The sequence below is a fragment of the Geomonas sp. RF6 genome, from assembly GCF_021044625.1.
Lineage (GTDB): Bacteria > Desulfobacterota > Desulfuromonadia > Geobacterales > Geobacteraceae > RF6.
Genome location: NZ_CP087999.1, coordinates 922,790 through 943,795, shown reverse-complemented (window position 1 = coordinate 943,795; position 21,006 = coordinate 922,790). Strand labels below are relative to the sequence as shown.

The following is a 21,006-nucleotide window of genomic DNA, read 5'->3' as shown; positions in this document are numbered from 1 at the left end:
CCCCCCCATGATACGGCTACGCAGTGCCATGGGGGCCTCCTGAGAGAAGGAGATCGTAGCGGTGGCAGTCCACAATCGGCTGCAGGGTCAGGCGCGGCAGTTTGACCGTCTCATGGACCGGTTCCGGCTGCGGCTCGTCGTGCTGGCGCGAGAGGATGGCGAGGATCACGTCGGAACTCACCGTCTTGTCCAATAACGCCTGAGCGCATGCTTCTGCTACCGCATCGAGGCTGTAACGACGGACGACGCTCAAGATTGCTACGAACTGGCGGTCGCCGTCGGCATGCCCCTCCAGTCTGCCCCTCACCTCATGAAGAGGGACTGGCAGGTCCCACCGCTTGAACGGGGCGCCGTTTCGCAAAGCGCCCGGTTTTTGCTCCAGCACGGCCACGTAGTGCCAAGGATCATAGATCACTTTGTCCCGGCCAAGGTGACGCCGGTGCACGCCGACCACCCTGTTGTTGAGAACCCTGATGAGCCGGTCGGCGTAGGACCGTACCGCAACAGTCTTGCCTACAGCCATGGCGTTCACGCTATAGCGGTTGCGGTCGAAGCTGACCAGCAACTGGGTCCACACTCGGGCCACAGTCTCCTGGTAGCCGTCGAACGGAGAGGTCGGCGGCGATAGCAGATGCCCCTTCTCCTCGGCGAATACCTCATCTATGGTCCGGTCCTTACGCTCAGGATGGGAAGCGGTTGCCGCATGGTTGCGGCATTCGGCTTCGAGCCATTCGTTCAGATCCTCGAGGTTGGCAAAGCGTCTGCGCTTGACGAAGAAGCGGCTCCTTACCACGCTGACCTGGTTCTCCACCTGTCCCTTCTCCCAGTCGGCGGCCGGAGTGCACGCAACAGGCTCGAAGAGGTAATGAGAGGCAAGGTTCTGGAATCTACGGTTGAAGACGCGATCCTTACCCATCAGCACCTTGGTTACTACCGTTTTGAGGTTGTCATAGATACCACGGCGGCAGACGCCGCCGAAGACCTCGAAAGCAGGCGCATGGGCGTCAAGCACAATCTCCAGGCTTTCGCGGGTATAGGCGACACAGTAGGGCTTGCGGCTGTGGCAGAGACGAAACTGGGCGACCTTTACCTCGACCGGGACCCCACCCAACTCCACCTGCTCGTAACTCCAGTCGAACTGAAAAGCCTCGCCTGGGTCAAATTCCAGAGGGATGAAGGCTTTGGACGGTGCGGCATCCTCGGACTTTTTCCAGGCGCTCACATAACGTCTGATGGCGTCATACCCGCCTTCGTACCCTTCCCGCTGCAACTGCTCAAAGAGAATCTGCGCACTGCGGCGATGCCGCACCGGCTTCGCGCTGTCCTCCTTCAGCAGCTTTGACAGCAGGTCGGCAAACGTCCCGAGCTTTGGCCGGGGCTGGATGCTCCGCTGGTACTTCTGGTCGGTCTTGCCGCTGCGGATGATCTCGCGGACGGTGTTCCGGGCAATGTTGAAATCGCGGGCTATCTGGCGAATTCCCTTGCCGTCAACAAAATGGGCTTTCCGGACTTTACGGATGGTCTCCACGTTCAGCATCTCCTTTGAGTTCTCCCCCTCTCTGGTCAGGTCCAGGGAGTATGGAGAAGGATGCTGAGGTGGGTCAATTTTGGATGCCGATTACGGCCAAAGGTGGGTCATTTTTGCACGCCGATTCACAAAAAAGGCTGCAGCGAGATTGCGCTGCAGCCCTTGGTAGCAGAGTAGGCGCCCGCATAACGCACTTTTCAAGGGCGTCCCCCTCTTTGCCTTCAGTTATAGGATGCCATTAGCCTTAGCACAATCAATGCCCACCTCTACAGGCCTTACGTAAGCTTGCGTCCGGTCCTATTCCTACATCACAACCAGCTTTAGAACCAGAATATCCTCCGCCACCCCAACAGTACACATTCGAGTCGGCCAGGCTTACCCACGAATAACCGCCTTCCGTACAGGAGGCGCTCCAGGTTAATCTTCCGTTTTCATACTTAGGAGTACCGGCGTGATAGCGAAAACCGCCACTCCTAAGCCCCGCCTTCCGATTGGCCTCATACTCGGCGGCCCGACGTCTGGCCGCTTCTTCGGAGAAATCACTCTTATGCCGCTGTAGTGCATGGTCCGATACCTCAGCACTGTCTTCAATTGCATATTCTCCAGCCTTGGCGCCGAGACAGGCGCAAATAGAGAAGAAAATTGACATACCAAAGATGAGATACAGATTCCTCATCAAATCCTCCGAACTTAAAATAAGTCTTACATGGCAGACACTTCAGTTATGTTAAAGTTCACCTTTGCCCGGCCTTTCAACTTCATTTCCCGCTCCATGAATCCACCAAGAGCTTGAGTCTTCGCTGAAACCGCAACGCTGTCGAATTTGAGTTCATGGGCGTCCAATTTGTTTTTTGGAGGCTGTACAACAAAATACAAAGACTTGTCCATTTTTACCGTAGTCTCTTTAGTGTTACTGGTTGCCGCTCGTACGACTCCCCAAAAAACGTCACCCAATGCTGAACCCGTCGATTCTCTACTGATTCCAGTGTATGTTTCTGTGGTTACTTTCAGGCTATAGTCGACCTTTAGCCTGTATTTCCGGGAAAGAGGCACTAAGGAGTCTGGCTTGACGGCTACCGATGTGCTGCAGACAAAATCGGCAGTTGATGATTTATTTTCCATGTTGAATAACAAAAAATTGTCCGAACTGCTTTTGTCGTCACTTGCGGAGTTCATGCTATCGCATTTGATTTTTATGTCGAAAACGTCCTTTTCGAGATTCACAACCTTAAGAGCGTCTTGTTCCAGCCCCAACCGCTGTTCTTTCGTGATTGCGTACTCAAACGCCTTGCCAATGTCACTTCTGTGTTTGGACAGCTTAAACGCACTGAAATAGCCATTAGCCGTCTTGAAACTCCTATATTCGTCAAGAATATAGCTTAGGATTTTAGGATCATTAGTGTATTTGTAAACGGTAACAGCACTATCTATGGGAAGAAGTTTTACGCTGCCCATGAAATCACCTGCTTCGCCACGGTAATATTTTATGAGGAAGTCTACGGCCGCCTTGTCGCACGCTATCTCAGAGGGAACCAGTTTGCTGTCAAGAAAGATGCCTTCTTCCACGGTGCCGCTCTTGTGGACATATTTCCCATGCCCCAATCTGCCTCCCTTAAAAAATTCACCGATGTATTCGTCGCCGTTGCTCCAACTAATAGCACCGTCTCCTGTAATGTAGCCGTCTACGAATTCGCCGACATATCTGTCACCGTTCTTCCACAGGTATTCTCCTTTTCCGTTCAGTTTGCCATGAGAAAAGGAACCTGAATATGTGTCGTCTCCTTTTGCTATGCCCTCTCCATCTGCGTATCCGCCGCTGCAGGTACCCTGGTACCAAACCGACAGTTTGGGATCGTCAACTGTACATTTCTCTTGGAGGTGTTTCAATAGCTTTCCGTTAGCTTCTGCGCCAACTGCATAAAGGGCTTCGATGTCAAAAACTCCGGTTATGGCATTTGCATAAGGGTTGAACGGCTGAAAAAAGACAGTGGCAACTACGTCGACAGGCAATAAAAAAGCGGTGTCGAAAACAAAGGCGAAGGCATCGAAGTTGGTTTTCCTGAATAAGGTATAATCATTCTTTCCTGCAGTCGAGCATGTTTCAAATCTATCCGGGAATATAGAGACACAGTCAATTACCTTGTTGTGCTTCTCATACAGGTCAGTGTTTTTTCTATAGACATCATTCATGTCGAAGCTACCGCTTCCGTTAACAATGACATCTTTCACTGCTATTTCGTTTACAGGCTTGGAATACTCCAGCAGGACGTCAATTCTCTGCTTTCCCGTTTCATTCAGTATCTTGAAATGATTATCTTCATCATGTTGAAAGCTACCCACACCGACCGTTTTTACACAACCCGTCATACTGAAGGTGATGAGAAGTGCCATCACAATAAAAACTAACCTTTTGGCTGAGAAGATGGAGACATCCCCGGATATGTTCACGTTAACCCCCTTTTGCTGACCTGAATGTAGATATATGAAAATGTTAAAAAGACAAAACCAGAGAAAATACGACTCTCTGTTTGGTTTCAGTAGGACAGAAGCGCGAGATGCGTCAATATCTCTGTCTCCCTCCAATCCGGCTTTTACGCTCGGACGCCGATTTGGCGTAACAGCTAACAAAAGCGGCGACACACTAATGTATTTTCATCATATTTGCAAGCGCAAACGAAAAAAGTGGTCTTTTCTCGCGGTCGAATGGTTAACCGACATCCCCAAAGGTGTTAGCGCCACGTCCTGAATTGCTTGATCAAGGGGAAGCCGACCAGTAAGGTGCAGACTTACTATTCGCTCCATAACGGTCTGTCAGGATGGGTTTGCCAGTTGGGGCATCGGATCGCCTTGCGAGAGTCGCTGCAGGTATTACTGAAAGAACTCCTCGGAGAGCTGCTACCATGTCACCGTGGTTTTAGTATGTTTCCCAAGGGAAAGGAGAGTTCTCCCAGTGCAATTTTGTAATTTGCGACCTTAGCACCGTAGAGGAACAGTGCTTTCTAGTAATCTTTGGTGGAGAAATGTTCTAATGTAATTTTTTGTTCTGATTGCAACGCAATCGGTATTAACTTAAGAATTTCATAGAAAGAGTGGCGAACGTGTGATGGCCTCGGCACTGCCTTCCTTGAGGGTGAACTCAAACTGTAGGTAAACCGCAGCAAGAGCGCGGTTGACCGACCGTGGAACAGGACGTTCCTGAGCTTCGACATGACCCGTCACCGCACACCTGGGGGAAAAGCGGCGGAGAGGGTGAAAAGTCGAATCCGAATGTCCAGTCGGAGGGGGCGGGGAAAGAGTATTGCGGCCACAATCGAAGAACTGCAACCTAAGCTGCGGGGACGGATGAACTACTTCCGACATGCCGAGGTAAGGGGAGTCTTCGAAGAGCTGGACGGCTGGATACGGCGGAAGCTGCGCTGCATAATGTTGCTGCAGTGGAAGCGGCCCCGCGCCCGAGAGAAGAACCTGCTGAAGTTGGGATTATCAAAGAAGACAGCGAGTCCGCCGGAAACGGACACGGCCCCTGGTGGAACTCAGGGGCCGCGCAGATGAACCTTGCTGTTCGGAAAACCTACTTTGATGAGCTGGGTCTCGTAAGCCTGATGGACCAACTCAACCGTTTCCAGAGGGCTATATGAACCGCCGTCGCCGTGTACGGAACCGTACGCACGGTGGTGTGGGAGGACGGCGAGGGTAACCTCGCCTCCTACCCGATCACTATGTCTGTGTTGGCGCGCTACTGATTCTCATTCTCTTGGATGGCCGGTTGCCGGGTTAACCGCTGCCAGACTGCGAAGCTCGCCGCAATGCCAACTGCTTGAGTGGTAGCGTAGAACCCGTAAAAGTCATCTTCGCACCACGCCCAGAAGGATGCCACAACTTCCCCCATCTCCGGGTGAGTCTCCTCGATGAAAGCCAGCACAAGGAATGCTGCCGACACAGCTACGAGAGACAGCAGCACCTTCCGGTGGGCAGACACCTTATCGCCATTCCCTTTCAACTGCTTTACGCAGTAGATCATGTTCATGATCAGCAGCCCCGCCATGATGAGAAGGGTGAGGACAACGACTGAAATCCCGCCTTCGCTCTCCAGCACCACCAACGCCACATACATGAGGGACAGAAGAGATCCGCTCAGCATGACGGCAATACAGGAACGCACTTTCCACGGCTTCGTAACTGATTCAGCTCTCTCTTTCAAGTCGGTCCCAGGACGGTATTGCGCAAAAGTTGCGCGCCAGATACCATACCCGGCGGTGAACACGGCGAAGGAGATCATGTACAGGTAAGAGGGAAAGACGTCCTCGTCAATGATCCAGTCAGACAGATCCCAGAAGCCGGGAAACCCTATTAACCCTAAAAACTTCACCATTGCGAGCAGGAACAAAATAGTCATAAGCAGGAGTCCAGCGGCGTTGTGACGCGAAAGCGTAACAGACGAAAAGCGTCCGAAGAACTCCTTTATGCAGTACCCCCCGCAGGTAAGGCCCGCCAGGAGGGGCAACACATGCAGAAGTAAAGGCCCGAGTTGACTCACCTCTCCATCCACGACGTCGAGGATGGATATGGCGGCGCCGACACCCACCAAGAGCATTGGCAGGATCAGACTCACTATCATCACAGCTGTCCCCGTCCGCACCTTCCAAGTTACTGCCACTTTCTCAGCCCCTGCCATCAACCCTCCCCTTTTACCTTCATCATGTATTTGATAGACCACTACACCCCACAGTGCATTAGGGTTGGATTATAAGGAGGTGTAAACACGAATACAATACCGTAAACAAGGAAAGGGCTTAAATGCTGCTTACTGCGGTGAGACCAACTTGTCCGTTGCCGGGAAGACGATGTTGTAGAGGAACAACTTTAGAAGGAAGGCAGAGCCAATTTAGGAGTTTCCCCCCAGGCATGGATAGAGGGGAAGAGGTACATGAGGAGATATAGGAGGAAGACGCTGACGCCAGCGCTGATCACGATCCGGTTGCAGTCCGCAACAAACCAGTAAAGGCGGCGCCCGGCGGTAGATACTACGAGGCGCAGGATAAGCGCCAGGATCAAAATGGGGAGCATCAGTGGCGCGAGCAGTATACCGAAAAAGATTTGAAAGAGATCCTTCACAGACGCCCCCTCCCTTCCCGCCACCACTCCCAAGCGACTTCCCGCACGTCCTTATAGCCGCTCCATTGGATTTCAGCCAGGTGCGCGATCGCCGGGGGAGATACCGGGAAGATGCTTTCTCTGAGATGATACCTTCCAACTGACTGGCGCACGCGAGGTCGAAAAAAGCGGCACCCTGCCCCTTGATATGGTCGACGTACCGGAGATTCCGTCACCAGCCCCAATGAGCTCGTAGAGAAGGCGCTTTCGGGCCTTGAGCGGATCATCGCATAGGTTGCGATCGTCCAGGTGCATGAGGTCGAAAGTGGAGTAAATGGGGACTGCCTGATCGCGTCGCGCGACTGCGTGCTGCAGCGACCCGAAGCAGGAGCGCCCATCATCGCGCAACACTACGAGCTCGCGATCGAGCCACAGACTGTGCGCCGACAGGCGCCGGATCTCCTCGGCTATCGCCGGGAAGCGATCGCTCCAGTCGTGGCCGTTTCGGGTGTAGAAGGAAACTCGCTCACTGTCCTTCTTCGACAGGAGACGGAACCCGTCGTACTTGATCTCGTGAAGCCAGTCATCTCCATCAGGGACTGGTTCGCCTTTTGGGAGGAACGATGCGAGTTGGGGATCTATCCGGGAGGGGAAATTGGATTTGACTGAGGAGTCGGCAGGGGGAGCGGCCCGTCACTCCTGACCACACCCCTGCCGCCCCTGACTGAAGCGCTTCAGCATTCTCGAACATGCGAAGAGTCTAGCTGATTTTGCCACTTGATGTCAAAGAAGCCTCGGCAGCAACGGCCAAGGCAACGAAGTTCGCCCACCTCCTGAGTTTATCTAGGGGGCAGACTCGATCAGTGTCCTCAGCCCAGGCACCTGTGCGACCTGCCCGGGCGTCATGACACCTTCGCACTTCTTGATTGCGTCCAGAGCCGGCCCAATCCGTTCCTGGGGGGGGGGATGAGTTCACTACCTTCTTTCACTGTAGCCTCCGGTGCAGCAAGGGGTGAATGAGCTTATCGGCCAGGAGGGGCCACTTGAGGTTGCCCCTCTTGCACCCTTACTTTCCGGGTGCCGGAGCCGGGGCTGAAACCGGTTCCGGAGCCGGCGCCGGGGCCCCTTCTTCCGGCGGAGCCGGCGGCAGTGCCGCGCATATCTGTTTGTCGATCTTGATAGTCTGGAAGACCTTGTGGTCGGAGGTTAGAATATTAAAGATGAAAGAGATACCAAGGGCAGTCTCTTCTTTGAATTCGCGGCAGTACCCCGCCTGCTCCTTAGTTTGTGTTTCTTTCATCTCAGCCTTGGCCTTTTCAAACTGTGCCGGCGAAATAGATGTACTGGCCATAGGCATTGTCGCGTTCATGGTCACATTATCACCTTCAACAACGACGGATTTGTCTTGGCCAGCCTCGGCTGGAATCTTTGTCTTTAATTCGGCCAACAGGGCTTTTTTCTTCTCCATCTGTTCAGGCGTGAGTGCCTCTTTCTTGGTACAACCCGCGGCGATGACACACACCATCAACAGACATGCGATTCTACGTTTCACAGATCCTCCCCTATTGCATTAAAGGTTGAAGTATCGTGGTGGCTAGAGCCTCCCACGTGGAAAATGTCAGACGCTACAGCGCCTCAGAACCTGAGCCGGATGCGAGCGAGGATGTCGCTACTGTGCTACTCGAATATCCTGATAACTCATCTGCGGCACCGACGAACCTGTAGGTGAGATACAGATTGACGTTCTGTGACTGACGCTTTATAGGTGAATCCCGGCCATAGCCTGGTAGCCCGCAATCGCCGTTTTGGGCTCTGCATGAGCCATTCCACAGCTGAAAGGAGTCGCAGTGTCATGCCCTCAACCTCCTCACCTTCGGTTGGTGTACAACGTCATCAGCCGGCGTTGCATTTTTCGGGTACCCCTCTTTCTCCTCCATCTGGATACAGTCTACATACTGCACGGCTTCTCCTTCCTTGAGGGTTGAAGACTTTGGAGAACACGTAGAACTTCCTCGTGACGGTGAACCGGTCTCTGCATTCCCCGCGGAGCATGATGAAGGGTACCGATTCCATCGACAGCATCCACGCAGGGTCTTACATCCAGGCCGCTTCATGCAGACCTTTGGGTTATTACGCATTCACCGTGCGGTACAAAAGTTAGTTCTGGTTCCATTTTCGTTCCTTTCAGCCGTTTTCGTCTTTATGGTTTGAATGTGCTGAGACTCAGGGTACGCACCGGTCGCTTTCGGATAGTGTAAATGTAGCCGATGAGACCGGGGCCAATGTGCGCTGTATTCGCTGTACTTTCGCCGCATGGCTGGACATAGCCAAAGTTCTTCTCCGGTTTTGGCTGCTTGAGGTAGAGCTTGCTCGGACTACAAAAAAACCTCCCTGAAATCGAGAGGCTTCTTTGCCGGTCATCTTCGTGCTAGTTGCACTTCTGTCGCACATTCAGCAGGTACATCGTCGCCCACTCGGTTCCACCACCACACGACTTGCAGGCATTGCGATCTTCCCAGTTTTCGAGGGAGTCGCAGTCTCCTTTGCAGGCATTGCGGATACGCCAGTCTTCGAGGGACGAGCAATCTCCTTTACATGCATTGCGAGTGCGCCAGTTCTCGATAGACGAACAATCCCCATTGCACGCGTTCCGTGCTCTCCAGTCCCTAAGCTGGGAACAGTCTGCCCAAGTCAACTGTGACATCAACATTGTCGAGAGCAGTACAACCAAAACAACTACTTTTTGAAACATGACTTCTCCCCCTGTTTGGTAAATTGAACGGTGCAAATTTACAAGATATAGTTAAAAAAGACCAGTTATTTCAATTCCTGTTTTTCAGGCTCAGTACTCGACAATGCAGCCGACGAACTGATACCCCTCCGGGAGTCGGAGAAGACATGCAGCTCATCATGCAGCCCACACAGCACTACTGGCCAAACGTGTTTGGCAAGGGTCACAGGAAAACCAACCAGTTACGGTAATCATGGGGTTCCTCAGGCGCACCGGAAGGCGAGCGAAAAAGACCTTTGCTGCGGCCTCACCATTTTCGGTAGATTAATGGGGCCTGGCGGCTGCATCGTCAAAAGGATTCCCTCCGTGAAACCTGCATCGCGCGCCTTCGAGTCCGCGAATGAAGGGTGCCACTGGACAGTTCATGATTGTGGGCGCTTCTATGACCCCGCCTAATGTCGAATCGGCGGTTGGGAAATTTGCTAAGAAGGCATCTTTGTTGTCGATGCCGGTTTACCCCTTGTGGCCACTTTCCGCAGAAGATTGTAGAGGGAATAAATTGAGGAGAAATTCAAGATGGCTCTGGCCGCCGGAGCGATCGGCTTTAGGAGGCCTTTCAGCTTAACGCATTCTAAACGGTGGCGAAACGGTGGCCGTCGAAGGAGAACTGCAATCGCCGGACGCACTCCATCCCGCTCACAAATAGTTGGTGGAAAAACGAAAGGAACTCCTCCGTATGGTGGGACCTCGATTACTATCCCACCTAGGGAGAGCCTCGCAGAGCTAGGCACGCTATCGCTGTCAGCGTAGCACGGGAATCATGGGGGCAGGATATAGCGCTCTGGGGGGGCAGTGAGTTTGACGAGGAGGGCCGGTACAAAGGTTCATCGTGGCGCCGCGAACCGCCTACATGACGGGGCGGAGATGGATAACCTTTGCTGTAGCCCCAAAAACCTGGCGCTCGATTTCGTCGGCTATGCGTTGCAGGGTAGGGCGGAGGTCGTCTATCGCTAGTCTGGAGTAGTGCTTTCCGGTAACGCTTCCATCGACGTGTCCCGTTAGCAGGTTTATGTCCTCACGCCGAAGTCGTAACCGCTCGCCTGTGGTGATAAATGTCCGCCGCAAGCCGTGCACCGTCAGATCCAGTCCCGTACGCTGCTTGAGCTTTTCCGCCCTCAGCGTGATATGCCCCCGCTTGTTTGTCCGCCAGTCGGATGAAAAAACGTAGGGAGCCCCCGCCTCTCTCGCCTCTTTCCGCCGTTCCAGGATCTCCACCGTTTGTCGACATATAGGAATAGTGTAGCTCCGCTTGGAAGCTTCGGTCTCGTGCCGAATGAAGGCTGTTCTCTTCTCAAGATTCACATCGGCCCACTCCAGGCTTTGCGCCTCGTTCGGGCGGAGCCCCTGGTATAGGGCAAGTAGGAATGCATCCCGGTGGATCGGGGTGAACTGCAGCAGACCATCATAAAACGCCTGAAACTGACCGGCTTCGATGCAGTCCTCTCGTGCTTGCCGTTCCCCCCAAAGTTTGGCTTGAGAAATGACCTTCACAGGGTTCTTGGTCACGAATTGAGGGTAAATTATGGCCCCATAGCTGAATAGGGCCTGGAGGCACTTGAAGGCGTTCTTCGCGGCGCCAGGACCGCTGCCAGTGCGGACCTGCTGGTATCGGTCGATGACCACTGTGGGGGTGAGGGTAACGTCGAGTTCGGGGAGAGGCACGTCGAGCCAGCTTTGGAACTTGCCTAGGATGTGGATACGGTACTGCTCGATGGTGCCCCTGGCCCGAACATTGTCCTTGGTGTATCGGTCGTAGACGTCTCGAAGGGTAGGGGGAGCCGCTGGCGAAAGCGGCTTTCCTTCCCGCAGTTGCTTGATGATCTCCGGCGCCTTCTGTCGCGCCTGTTCCGGAGTGTACTCGCCATAGAGGCCGATCTTTCCCTTCATCGTCTTGTAGGCTTTTGCCCCAGGAACCTGCACGTCGATCTGAACGAAGAAGGTCCTGGCACCCTTCATCTGCTTCCCGGTCTTCTTGTCCGAGTAGTCCGCCGACACCCGCAGGCCTAATCCCTTAAGCTCGGTATCGAAGTAGTCAACCTGCCTCTTCTCCGGAGACGGAATCTTGTCGATGTTCGCCTTCGTCAGTTTGAGCTTCGGCATCGGCACCCCCAATTTTCCTACCTATGGGTATCGAGGAGGTCCATAGGTAGGCCATAGGTAGGACGGGAATTAAAAAACCCGCTTAATCTTTCTCGAAGATTAGCGGGTTTTTTTGTGCTCGTCAAGTGCTAAATACGCTCAATAGTTCAGGTTTTCTTAAGGGTTCAAAACTGGTATTAAAGAATAAAAAGCCTAGGTGAGGTTCCAGATCATCATTTCCCAGATGTCTTTCCAGCTCTTCCCTATCTCTTCCACGACGGTCGGCTCGAAGCCGCAGTGCATCATGCACTGGGCGCAGCGCGGGTCTTTCCCTACGCCGTACTTGTCCCACTCGGTCTTCGCCATCATTTCCTTGAAGGTCGGATAGTGCGCGTCGGTGATGAGGTAGCAGGGGGCCTTCCAGCCGCGGGTGTTCCTCGTCGGATTCCCCCACGGGGTGCACTCGAGCTGCTTCTCACCCTTCAGGAAGCGCAGGTACATCGGGGTGGAGAAGAAGCGGAAGCGCTTGCTCATCTCGTAGACCTGCTCGAATTTCCTCTCGATGTCGCGCCGCTCCAGAAAGAGACTCTCCCCGACCGCTTCGTACCCGAACCCGGGCGCCACCAGGAAGCCGTCGACGCCGGCCTCCGTCAGCTGGCTGAAGAGCATCTCGATCTCCAGGAGATCGGTCTCCTTGAAGATGGTGGTGTTGGTGCACACGCGGAATCCAAGATCCTTCGCCTTCTTGATGGCGGCCATGGCGATCTTGAAGGTGCCTTTCCGCTCAAGTATCCGGTCGTGGGTCTCCTCCATCCCGTCCATGTGCACGTTGAGGACGAAGTTCGGGTGCGGCTTCATGCTCTCCAGCGCCTTCTCCAGAAGGAGCGCGTTGGTGCAGAGATAGATGTGCTTGCCGCGGGCGAGCACCCCTTCGATGAGGGGGAAGATGTCGGGGTAGAGGAACGGCTCGCCACCGGTGATGGTGACGACCGGTGCCGGACACTCGTCCACCGAGTCGAGGCACTCCTTCAGGGAGAGCATCTCGGTGATCGTGTCGGCATACTCCCTGATCCTGCCGCAGCCGGAGCAGGCCAGGTTGCAAAGATGGGTCGGCTCCAGCATCAGCACGAGCGGGTACTTCTCCACCTTCTTCATCTTGTTGCCCATGATGTATCTGGTCAGGTCGTAATTGAGTCTCATTGGGAAGCGCATGTAGATTCCATTCCTTTTCGCTGCATGTTATTCGATCGCAATAAAAACAACGCGGACGACGCGGTGGACCGATCGGCGCGGATCAAAGTGGGGTGAAACCTCCGCGTCATCCGTACAGCTCGCGTTCATCCGCGTTCCGCTACTTCATCTTGCCGTTACTTCACCCGGGCGAGCGCGGTCTTCCTGCCGCCGAGGAAAGCCTCGCACGTCGCCGCGATTCCTTCGGCGTCGAGCCCCAGGTCTGCGCGGAGCTGCTTCTGGCTCCCGTGCTCCACGAAATGATCGGGTATCCCGATCCTCTTCACGCGCACCTCGGTCAGCCCTTCGTCCGCAAGAAGCTCCAGCACTGCGGAGCCGAATCCCCCCTGCAGCGCGTTCTCCTCGACCGTGACGACGGCGCCTGTCTTCTCCGCCTGCTCGAGGATGAGCTCACGGTCGAGGGGCTTCACGAAGCGGGCGTTGATGACGCCGACCGACAGTCCCTTTTGCGCCAGGGCCTTTGCCGCCTCGACGGCGGCGTACACTACGGAGCCGATGGCGACGATGGTGAGGTCGCTCCCCTCGCACAGAAGCTCGCCGGTCCCGATGGGGATCTCCGCCGGTTCCTTGTCCATGGGGACGCCGTACCCTGCGCCGCGCGGGTAGCGAAGGGCGATGGGAGCGCCGGCATAGAGGGCGGTCTTCACCATGTGCTGCAGCTCGTTTTCGTCCTTCGGGGCCATCACCGTCATCTCCGGCAGGTGACGCAGGAAGGAGTAGTCGAAGGCGCCGTGGTGCGTCGGGCCGTCGTCCCCGACGAGGCCGGCGCGGTCGAGCGCCAGGATCACCGGGAGCTTCTGCAGGCAGATGTCGTGAAACACCTGGTCGTAGGCGCGCTGCAGGAAGGTGGAGTAGATCGCCGCCACCGGGCGGAAACCTTCCGCCGCGAGTCCCGCCGCAAAGGTCAGCGCATGCTGCTCGGCGATGCCGACGTCGAAGAAGCGGTCGGGGAAGCGTTTGGCAAAGGGGGTGAGCCCGGTGCCGTCCGGCATCGCGGCGGTGATGGCGAGGATCTTCTCGTCCTTCGCGGCGAGCTTCACCATCGTTTCACCAAAGACCGCGGTGTAGGAGGGGGGAGCCGCAACCTTCGCCTTCGGCGCCGCCTCGGGCTTTACCGCGAAGGGGGCGACACCGTGAAACTTGTCGGGGGTGAGCTCCGCCGGGGTGTACCCCTTTCCCTTCTTCGTCATCACGTGGACGAGCACCGGTCCCTCGATCTCGCGCACCTCCTGCAGCACCTCTATGAGCGTCGGGAGGTCGTGCCCCTGGATCGGGCCTACGTAGTCGAAACCGAGGGCCTCGAAGAGGGTGCCGGGGGTGAGGAACCCCTTCAGGGAGTTCTCCGCCTTCTTCGCGAAGTGCAGGATGTTTCCGCCGATCGCCGGGATGTTGGTGAGGAGCGACTGTATCTCCTTCTTGAGACTGCGGAAATAGCCGCCGGTCATCTTGCGGGAGATGAAGGAGGAGAGGGCGCCCACGTTTTTGGAGATGGACATCTCGTTGTCGTTTAGCACCACCACCAGGTTCTTCTTCAGGTGCCCCGCCTGGTTCAGCGCCTCGAACGCCATACCGCCGGTGAGCGACCCGTCCCCGATCACGGAGATGACCCTGCTGGCGTCGCTGTTCAGCGCGCTCGCCACAGCCATCCCCAGCCCCGCTGAGATGGAGGTGGAGGAGTGGCCGACACCGAAGGCGTCGTGCTCCGACTCGGAGCGCTTCGGGAAGCCGGAGAGCCCCTTGTAGCTTCTCTGGGTGTGGAATGCGTCCCGCCTGCCGGTGAGGATCTTGTGGGTGTACGCCTGGTGCCCCACGTCGAAGATGATCTTGTCCTTCGGCGACTGGAAACAGTAGTGCAGCGCGATGGTGAGCTCGACGCACCCGAGGTTCGAGGCGAGGTGGCCACCGGTCTTCGACACCGTCTCCAGAAGGAAGGCGCGGATCTCCTCTGCCAGAGGGGAAAGCTCCTCCACGCTTAGTTTTTTCAGGTCCGAGGGGCTGTCGATGCCCTTGAGAAGCTTGTACATGACACTCCTTGAGATCATGCAGCGTGTTGAACTCACTGCGAAAGCGCAAAGTCACAAGGAAGAGGAGGAGTTTGCTTTGCCTTTACCGGATGAGGGGCTAACCCCATCCCCACCCTGTCCCTCCCCTTGAAAGGGAGGGGACGCTGTGGTGTATCGTGTCGCGAGCGCTCCCCTGCCCGGAGGGGGCGCTGGCTTGCCGGGAACGCCTGCGGCTTATCCCGGCCTACATTAACATATCTGTCGCGGGCTTCCGCCTTTTACTTCGCGTAGCCGTTCTGGCGAAACCAGGTCACTGCCTTTTCCAGCGACTCGCGCACGGGGGTGTGGGGGAGGCCCAGATCCCTGATCGCCTTCCCCGGGTCGAAGTACATGAACTTCGCCGCCATCTGCACCCCGGCGAGGGGTATCATCGGCTCCTTCCCGGTAACCGCCGCTATCGCCTCGTTCACGTGGGCGGCAAGGAGGATCGGGTAGTAGGGGAGCCGCACCTTCGGTGCCTTCAGCCCGGTGATCTCGGAGAGAAGCGCGAAGATCCGTTCCAGCGTCAGGTTCTCGTTGCCGAGGATGTACTTCTCGCCGACCTTTCCCTTCTGCGCTGCGAGGACGTGGCCGCGCGCGCAGGCGCTGACGTCGATGAGGTTTAGCCCGGTGTTCAGGTACGCGGGCATCTTGCCGTTCAGGAAGTCGACGATGATCTTCCCGGTCGGGGTAGGCTTCACGTCGCGCGGCCCCACCGGTGTGGAGGGGTTCACGATGACGAGGGGGAGCCCCTTTGCCAGGAACTCCTCCGCGGCCCGCTCTGCCAGGAACTTGCTCTTTTTGTAGTCACCGACCATCTCGCCGAAGGTGACGGGGGTCGCCTCCGTGCCGGGGGTGCCGTCCCCGGGATTTCCGAGGGTGCCGACGCTGCTCGTGTACACCACCCGACTCGTGCCGGTGGCAAGGGCGGCGCCGAGGATGTTCCTCGTCCCGCCGACGTTGATATCGTACATGTCGGCAGGGGTACGCGTCCAGAGGCGATAGTCCGCAGCGGCGTGGAAGAGGGTGTCGCACCCCTTCAGCCCCCGCTCTAGCCCTTCCCGGTCCCTCAGGTCCCCCTCGAAAATCTCGATGTCGAGCCCTTCCAGGTTTCGCCGGTCGCTCCCCTTGCGCGCCAGCGCACGCACCTCCACGCCGTCGGCGAGAAGCTCGCGCGCTATGCTGGCGCCTATGAATCCGGTAGCTCCGGTGACAAATGCCTTCATCTCGTTAAACCTTCTTTTGCCCTTACTGCAGGGTCTTCCCGCCGGTGAGCGTGCGGTAGGTGCCGAGCGCCATGAGGGGGAAGCAGTTCCTGTAGATGTGGTACTTGATCATGAAGAACTTGGGGAAACCGGTGCCGGTGAACTGCGTCTCGTCCCAGGTGCCGTCCTGCTTCTGGGTGGCGAGCAGATACTGGACGCCGCGGCTCACCGCGGAGCTCTCCGCCTCCCCCACCGCCATGAGGGCGAGTAGCGCCCAGCTGGTCTGGCTTGCGGTGCTCTCGCCGATACCGGCCAGTGTGGCGTCTACGTACGACTCGCACGTCTCGCCCCAGCCGCCGTCGATGTTCTGGCGCGACTTGATCCAGTTCACCGCCCGCTTTATGTACTGCTGGTTCGGGTCCTCGCCGATGGCGGAGAGGCCGCAAAGGACCGACCAGGTGCCGTACAGGTAGTTGACCCCCCAGCGTCCCCACCAGCCGCCGTCCGGCTCCTGGATCTCCTTCAGGAATGCGATGGCGCGCTGCGCGGCGGGAAAGTCGATGGGGTAGCCGAAGTTCCCCATGAGCTCCAGCATACGCCCGGTGAGGTCCGCGGTGGGCGGGTCGATGAGCGCTTCCAGGTCGGCGAAGGGTATCTTGTTCAGGAGGTGCTTCGTGTTGTCCTTGTCAAAGGCCCCCCAGCCGCCGTTCTTGCTCTGCATCCCGAGGCACCAGTTGATGCCGCGCTTGATGGCGCCGTCCATGGACTTTCTGTCCTTCACCTGGATGTCTTTCAGCGCGAGCATGACGAAGCCGGAGTCGTCGACGTCCGGATACCAGTCGTTCAGGAATTCGAAGGCCCAGCCCCCTGCCTCCAGCTCCGGAGACTTGATCTTCCAGTCCCCCGGCTTGCGGACTTCCTTGTCCAGGAGCCACTGCGCGCCGCGCACGAGGGAGGGGTGGTCCGTCGGCACACCCGCGTCCACGAGCGCCTTCAGGGCGAGGGCCGTGTCCCACACCGGAGAGACGCACGACTGCAGCACGATCTCCTCTTCCGTCTCGATGGCGAAGTTCGCCAGCGCCTCGAGGCCGAGGGCGACGGTCGGGTGGTCGTTGCCGTACCCCAGAAGGTGCAGGCACAGAATCGAGTTCAGCATGGCAGGCTGGATCCCGCCCCAGTCGCCGGTCGGCTCCTGGTGGTCGAGCACCCACTTCTCGGCGACCTTCAGCGCCTTCTTGCGGAAGGGGCGGACCGGGCTCGACTCGTACACCTTCAGCATGTGGTCGACGCCGATGAAGAAGTTCTTCCAGGTGAAGATCCCGTCTTCCTTCGTGAAGGTGTAGTCGATCGGGCGCGGCGGGCGCACGTACAGCTCCTGAACCCGCATGGCGGGGGGGAGCCGGCGCACCGGGCGCGCGTCCATGACGACCGAGAGGGGAATCATGGTGGCTCTCGACCAGCTGGAGAGCTCGTACATGTTGAAATAGGCCCAGTTGGGGAGGAGGATCAGCTCCACCGGCATGGAGGGGACGCCGAACCAGGCGAACTCGCCAAAGAGTGCCAGGAAGATCTTCGTGAAGACCCTTGCCTTTATGATCCCCCCCTGCTCCAGGATGAAGGCGCGCGCCTTCACCATGGCGGGGTGCTCAGCCGGGTAGCCGGCGAGCTTCAGCGCGAAGTACGCCTCGATGGTGGTGGAAAGATCGCCGGGGCCGCCGTAGTAGATGCACCAGTACCCTTCCTCCGTCTGCTTGTTGAGGAGGTACTTCGCCATCTTCCGCTCTTTGGCATGGTCCACCATTCCCATGAAATGGTGTAGCATGACATATTCGGCGGTGATGGTGACGTTCGACTCGAGCTCTGCCCACCAGTACCCCTTCGGGAGCTGCTCACGGAAGAAGAAGTCGCGGGTCCCCTCGATGGCGCGGTCAAGGCGGTTCGGAGTGCTGCCGTGCTTCTTTTTCCAGATGGAGGGGGGGAGGTGGTGTACGGTGGCGCCGTGCTTTACTGCCGGCTCTTTTTCGGTTTCTGCGGGATTTCCGTTAAATGACGTAAGTGCATGGGAGATGGGGTGTTTGACGGGAATCGTCACAGCACGCTCCTTATTCATTGTATTAATGCATTGTAATTTTAAGCGTTTTTGCCGCCATGATACAAGTGTTGACCGATACCACATTTTTGGCGAAAGGTACATCATTTTTTCCGGGCTCACGCCCCTTTTCCCTGTAAAAACCGGACCTTGCTCCTGAATGTTGATTTTGTCTCTTTGGGTGTGCTAGGTATAGGTCCCGACATAGCTGAACAAAGGAGTAATATGAAAAATCAGGCTCAAAGCCGCGGCGTGCTCTTCGGCATGGCCAAGGAGCACCCGAAGCTGATATTGTGCCTTGCGCTGCTTCTTTCCGCTCTTTCCCTCTTCTATACCTGGCGCTCCATGGAGTTTCTCACCGGGCGCGACGACCTGATGCCGAAGAATACCTCCTTCCACCGCGACTATCGCGCCTGGCACGCGGAGTTCGGGGACACGGAGGATATCGTCGTCGTCATCGAGGGATCCGACTCCGAGCGTGTCGGCGCCTTCGGCACCCGCCTCTTTGAAACCCTCTCCAAGGACAAGGCGCACTTCAGCGACGTCTTCTACCCGTACGGGCTCCCCTTCTTCCGCAAGAACGGGCTCATGTTCATGCCGCTGGAGGACCTGAAGGCGCTGCACCGCAGCCTGTCCCTCGCCGGCCCCGTCCTCACCGACCTCTCCCGCGCCCCCTCCGTGCAGACCCTCTTCACCCATCTGACCGGGAGAATGGAGAAGTACGTAGCAGGTGACAGCGCGCAGCTCCCGGGGATCGTCTTCATGCTGGAGAAGCTCGGCGTGGGCTTCGAGACGTTCGGGTCGGGGAAGGGGGAGCAGGGGATTTCCCTGGAGAGCTTCATGATGGACGGGGACTCAGCCTTCGCCAGGGCGGGACGTCAGCAGGTCCTTACGGTCCTCCCGGTGAAGCAGGCGCAGAGTTTCGTCCCGGCCGAGGCGGCGATCGCCACCGTCCGGCAGGAAGTGGCGAAGCTGAAAAAACTTCCCGAGTTCAAAACGGTGACCGTCGGCCTCACCGGCACTCCGGTTCTGGAGCATGAGGAGATGGCGACGAGCCAGAAGGACATCGCCCTTGCCACCGTCGTCTCTCTCGCTCTCACTGTAATCCTGCTCCTGATCGCTTTCCGCGGTGTCCTGAACGTCATCGCGGCGATGGTGTCGCTCCTTGTGGCGGTGGCTCTCTCCTTCGGATTCGCCACCGCGGCGGTCGGGCACCTGAACATCCTTTCCATGGTCTTTGCCATCATGCTGATCGGCATCGGCATCGAGTACGGCATCCAGCTCGTCCTGCGCTACCAGGAGGAGCTGGTGCTCGGAGAGGCGGAGCTCCCCGCCATCGCCATCGGGCTCAACCGGAACATCTGGGCCATCGTCATGGCAGCGGCGACGGTGGCCGCCGCCTTCATCACCTTTATCTTCACCGACTTCAAGGGGATCTCCGAGCTCGGCATCATCGCCGCCGGCGGTGTGGCGATCTGCGTCCTCGTCACCTTCACGGTCCTTCCCGCCATGCTGGTGCTCCTGGCCCGCTACCGCAAGGCGCGTCCGCTGCCGGTGACCCCGGAGGCGCGCGAGCACCTGAAGCGGAGGGAGTTCGCACTCTACCGCCACCCGAAGGCGATCGTCGCGGCAACCGCCGTCCTCTGTATCGCATCCCTTTACCCCCTCTCCCGCATCGCCTTCGACTACAACCTGATGAACCTGCAGGCGAAGGGGCTGGAGTCGGTGACCTACGCCTACAAGCTCATGAGGAGCTCCGAGAACGCCGGGTACTTCGCGGTGTCCACCGCAAATTCCGCGGCGGAGGCTGCGGCGAAGACGAAGGCGCTGGAGGCGCTCCCCACGGTGGACCACGTGGTGAGCTTTGCCACCTTTGTGCCCGATCACCAGGAGGAGAAGCTCGCCGAGCTCGCGGCGATGCGAAAGGAGCTCGCCTCGGTCAATCCCGGGGCGTACGAGGAAGACCTCTCCCTCATGGAGCTCCCGACCGTCTTTGAGAACTTCCGCAACGCCACCGTGAAGCTGGCGGCGAAGCTGAAGGACGAGAGGAACCCCGACGCGCCGAAGGTGCAGAAGTTTCTCGGGATACTCGATGCCTTCTTTGCGAAGCTTGAGAAGGAGAAGGACCGCAATGCGGTGGGGATGCTGCAGGATTTCCAGGGTGGCATGTTCCGGGAGCTCCCGGAGAAGATCGGGGTGCTGAAGGAGAGCCTTCAGGCGTCTCCGGTCACCGAGGGGGACATCCCGGCGGAGCTGAAGAGCCGCTTCATCGGTAAGAGCGGGAAGTACCAGCTGCAGATCGCGCCGAAAGGGGAGATCTTCGATTTCGCGCCGCTGAAGCGTTTCCTCGATGACGTGCGCCGCGTCGATCCTCATGCGACGGGGGAGCCGGTGATGGTGTACGAATCGATGACCATCATGCGCGACGCCTACCAGCGCGCCTTCCTGTACGCCTTCGGCGCCATCGTCCTGATACTTCTTGTGGCATTCAGGAGCGTGAAGTTCGCCGTCATCGGGCTCATCCCGCTGGTGGTGGGGGTGCTATTCATGGTGGCCGGCATGTATATATGCGGCATCAGCTTCAACTCGGCAAACATCATCGTCATGCCTCTGGTGCTGGGGATTGCCGTGGACTCGGGCATCTATATGATCAACCGTTACCGGCGCGAGGAGGGGAGCGCAGGGTCGGTGGTGACCTCCAGCACCGGGGTGGGCGTCTTCCTGAACACACTCACCATCATGGCGAGCTTCGGCGCGCTGATGGTGGCGCACCACCAGGGGGTCTTCAGCATCGGCGCCGTCATGTCTCTCGGGATGGTCGCCTGCCAGATCGCCTTCATGGTGACTCTGCCGGCGGTGCTGACGCTCTCCGGGAGGAAGTAGGCTGGCGGCGGGACGTGGCAATGAAAAGGGGTCGCTGCGGGGGG

The 21,006-nt window shown here is 57.5% G+C and carries 13 protein-coding genes; 2 read left to right on the top strand and 11 right to left on the bottom strand.

Going from position 1 to position 21,006, the window contains the following annotated elements:
- Positions 1–16 precede the first annotated feature (16 nt).
- Together istA and LPW11_RS04030 are read right to left on the bottom strand one after the other, a co-directional pair.
- Positions 17–1,537 carry an IS21 family transposase gene (gene istA / locus LPW11_RS04035; protein ID WP_230996850.1) on the bottom strand — a complete coding sequence of 507 codons (1,521 nt, stop codon included), beginning with the start codon at positions 1,535–1,537 and terminating at the stop codon, positions 17–19.
- A gap of 693 nt (positions 1,538–2,230) precedes the next feature.
- Positions 2,231–3,976, bottom strand: a complete 1,746-nt coding sequence (locus tag LPW11_RS04030; RefSeq protein WP_230996849.1) for an MORN repeat-containing protein — start codon at positions 3,974–3,976, stop codon at positions 2,231–2,233.
- A gap of 759 nt (positions 3,977–4,735) precedes the next feature.
- On the opposite strand from LPW11_RS04030, the gene LPW11_RS04025 reads away from it, so the two are divergent.
- The gene (locus LPW11_RS04025) at positions 4,736–5,080 is read left to right on the top strand and encodes a group II intron maturase-specific domain-containing protein (protein ID WP_331001595.1); all 345 of its coding nucleotides are present in this window, start codon (positions 4,736–4,738) and stop codon (positions 5,078–5,080) included.
- Between the two features lie 184 nt (positions 5,081–5,264).
- Here the strand turns inward: LPW11_RS04025 and LPW11_RS04020 are convergent, their stop codons facing one another.
- From LPW11_RS04020 to shc, 9 genes are all read right to left on the bottom strand, one after another.
- On the bottom strand, positions 5,265–6,203 hold the full coding sequence (locus LPW11_RS04020) for a hypothetical protein (RefSeq protein WP_230996847.1): 939 nt from the start codon (positions 6,201–6,203) through the stop codon (positions 5,265–5,267).
- 188 nt (positions 6,204–6,391) lie between these two features.
- Positions 6,392–6,643, bottom strand: a complete 252-nt coding sequence (locus LPW11_RS04015; RefSeq protein ID WP_230996846.1) for a hypothetical protein — start codon at positions 6,641–6,643, stop codon at positions 6,392–6,394.
- Positions 6,644–6,715: 72 nt separating this feature from the next.
- Positions 6,716–7,168: an ATP-dependent DNA ligase gene (locus tag LPW11_RS22470; RefSeq protein WP_442899815.1), complete on the bottom strand. Its 453-nt coding sequence runs from the start codon at positions 7,166–7,168 to the stop codon at positions 6,716–6,718.
- Positions 7,169–7,688: 520 nt separating this feature from the next.
- A complete protein-coding gene (locus tag LPW11_RS04005) occupies positions 7,689–8,174 on the bottom strand; it encodes a hypothetical protein (RefSeq protein ID WP_230996844.1) in 486 nt (161 codons plus the stop codon).
- 2,085 nt (positions 8,175–10,259) lie between these two features.
- On the bottom strand, positions 10,260–11,513 hold the full coding sequence (locus LPW11_RS04000; RefSeq protein ID WP_230996843.1) for an integrase family protein: 1,254 nt from the start codon (positions 11,511–11,513) through the stop codon (positions 10,260–10,262).
- 192 nt (positions 11,514–11,705) lie between these two features.
- Positions 11,706–12,704, bottom strand: coding sequence for an adenosyl-hopene transferase HpnH (hpnH, locus tag LPW11_RS03995; protein WP_230996842.1), 999 nt, complete (start codon positions 12,702–12,704; stop codon positions 11,706–11,708).
- Positions 12,705–12,859: 155 nt separating this feature from the next.
- Positions 12,860–14,767, bottom strand: coding sequence for a 1-deoxy-D-xylulose-5-phosphate synthase (gene dxs / locus LPW11_RS03990; RefSeq protein WP_230996841.1), 1,908 nt, complete (start codon positions 14,765–14,767; stop codon positions 12,860–12,862).
- Between the two features lie 257 nt (positions 14,768–15,024).
- Positions 15,025–16,011 carry a hopanoid-associated sugar epimerase gene (gene hpnA, locus LPW11_RS03985; protein ID WP_230996840.1) on the bottom strand — a complete coding sequence of 329 codons (987 nt, stop codon included), beginning with the start codon at positions 16,009–16,011 and terminating at the stop codon, positions 15,025–15,027.
- Positions 16,012–16,033: 22 nt separating this feature from the next.
- Positions 16,034–18,082, bottom strand: coding sequence for a squalene--hopene cyclase (shc, locus tag LPW11_RS03980; protein WP_230996839.1), 2,049 nt, complete (start codon positions 18,080–18,082; stop codon positions 16,034–16,036).
- A 222-nt stretch (positions 18,083–18,304) separates the two neighbouring features.
- Here shc and LPW11_RS03975 point away from each other — a divergent pair, with 222 nt between their 5' ends.
- On the top strand, positions 18,305–20,962 hold the full coding sequence (locus tag LPW11_RS03975; RefSeq protein ID WP_230996838.1) for an MMPL family transporter: 2,658 nt from the start codon (positions 18,305–18,307) through the stop codon (positions 20,960–20,962).
- Positions 20,963–21,006: the final 44 nt, after the last annotated feature.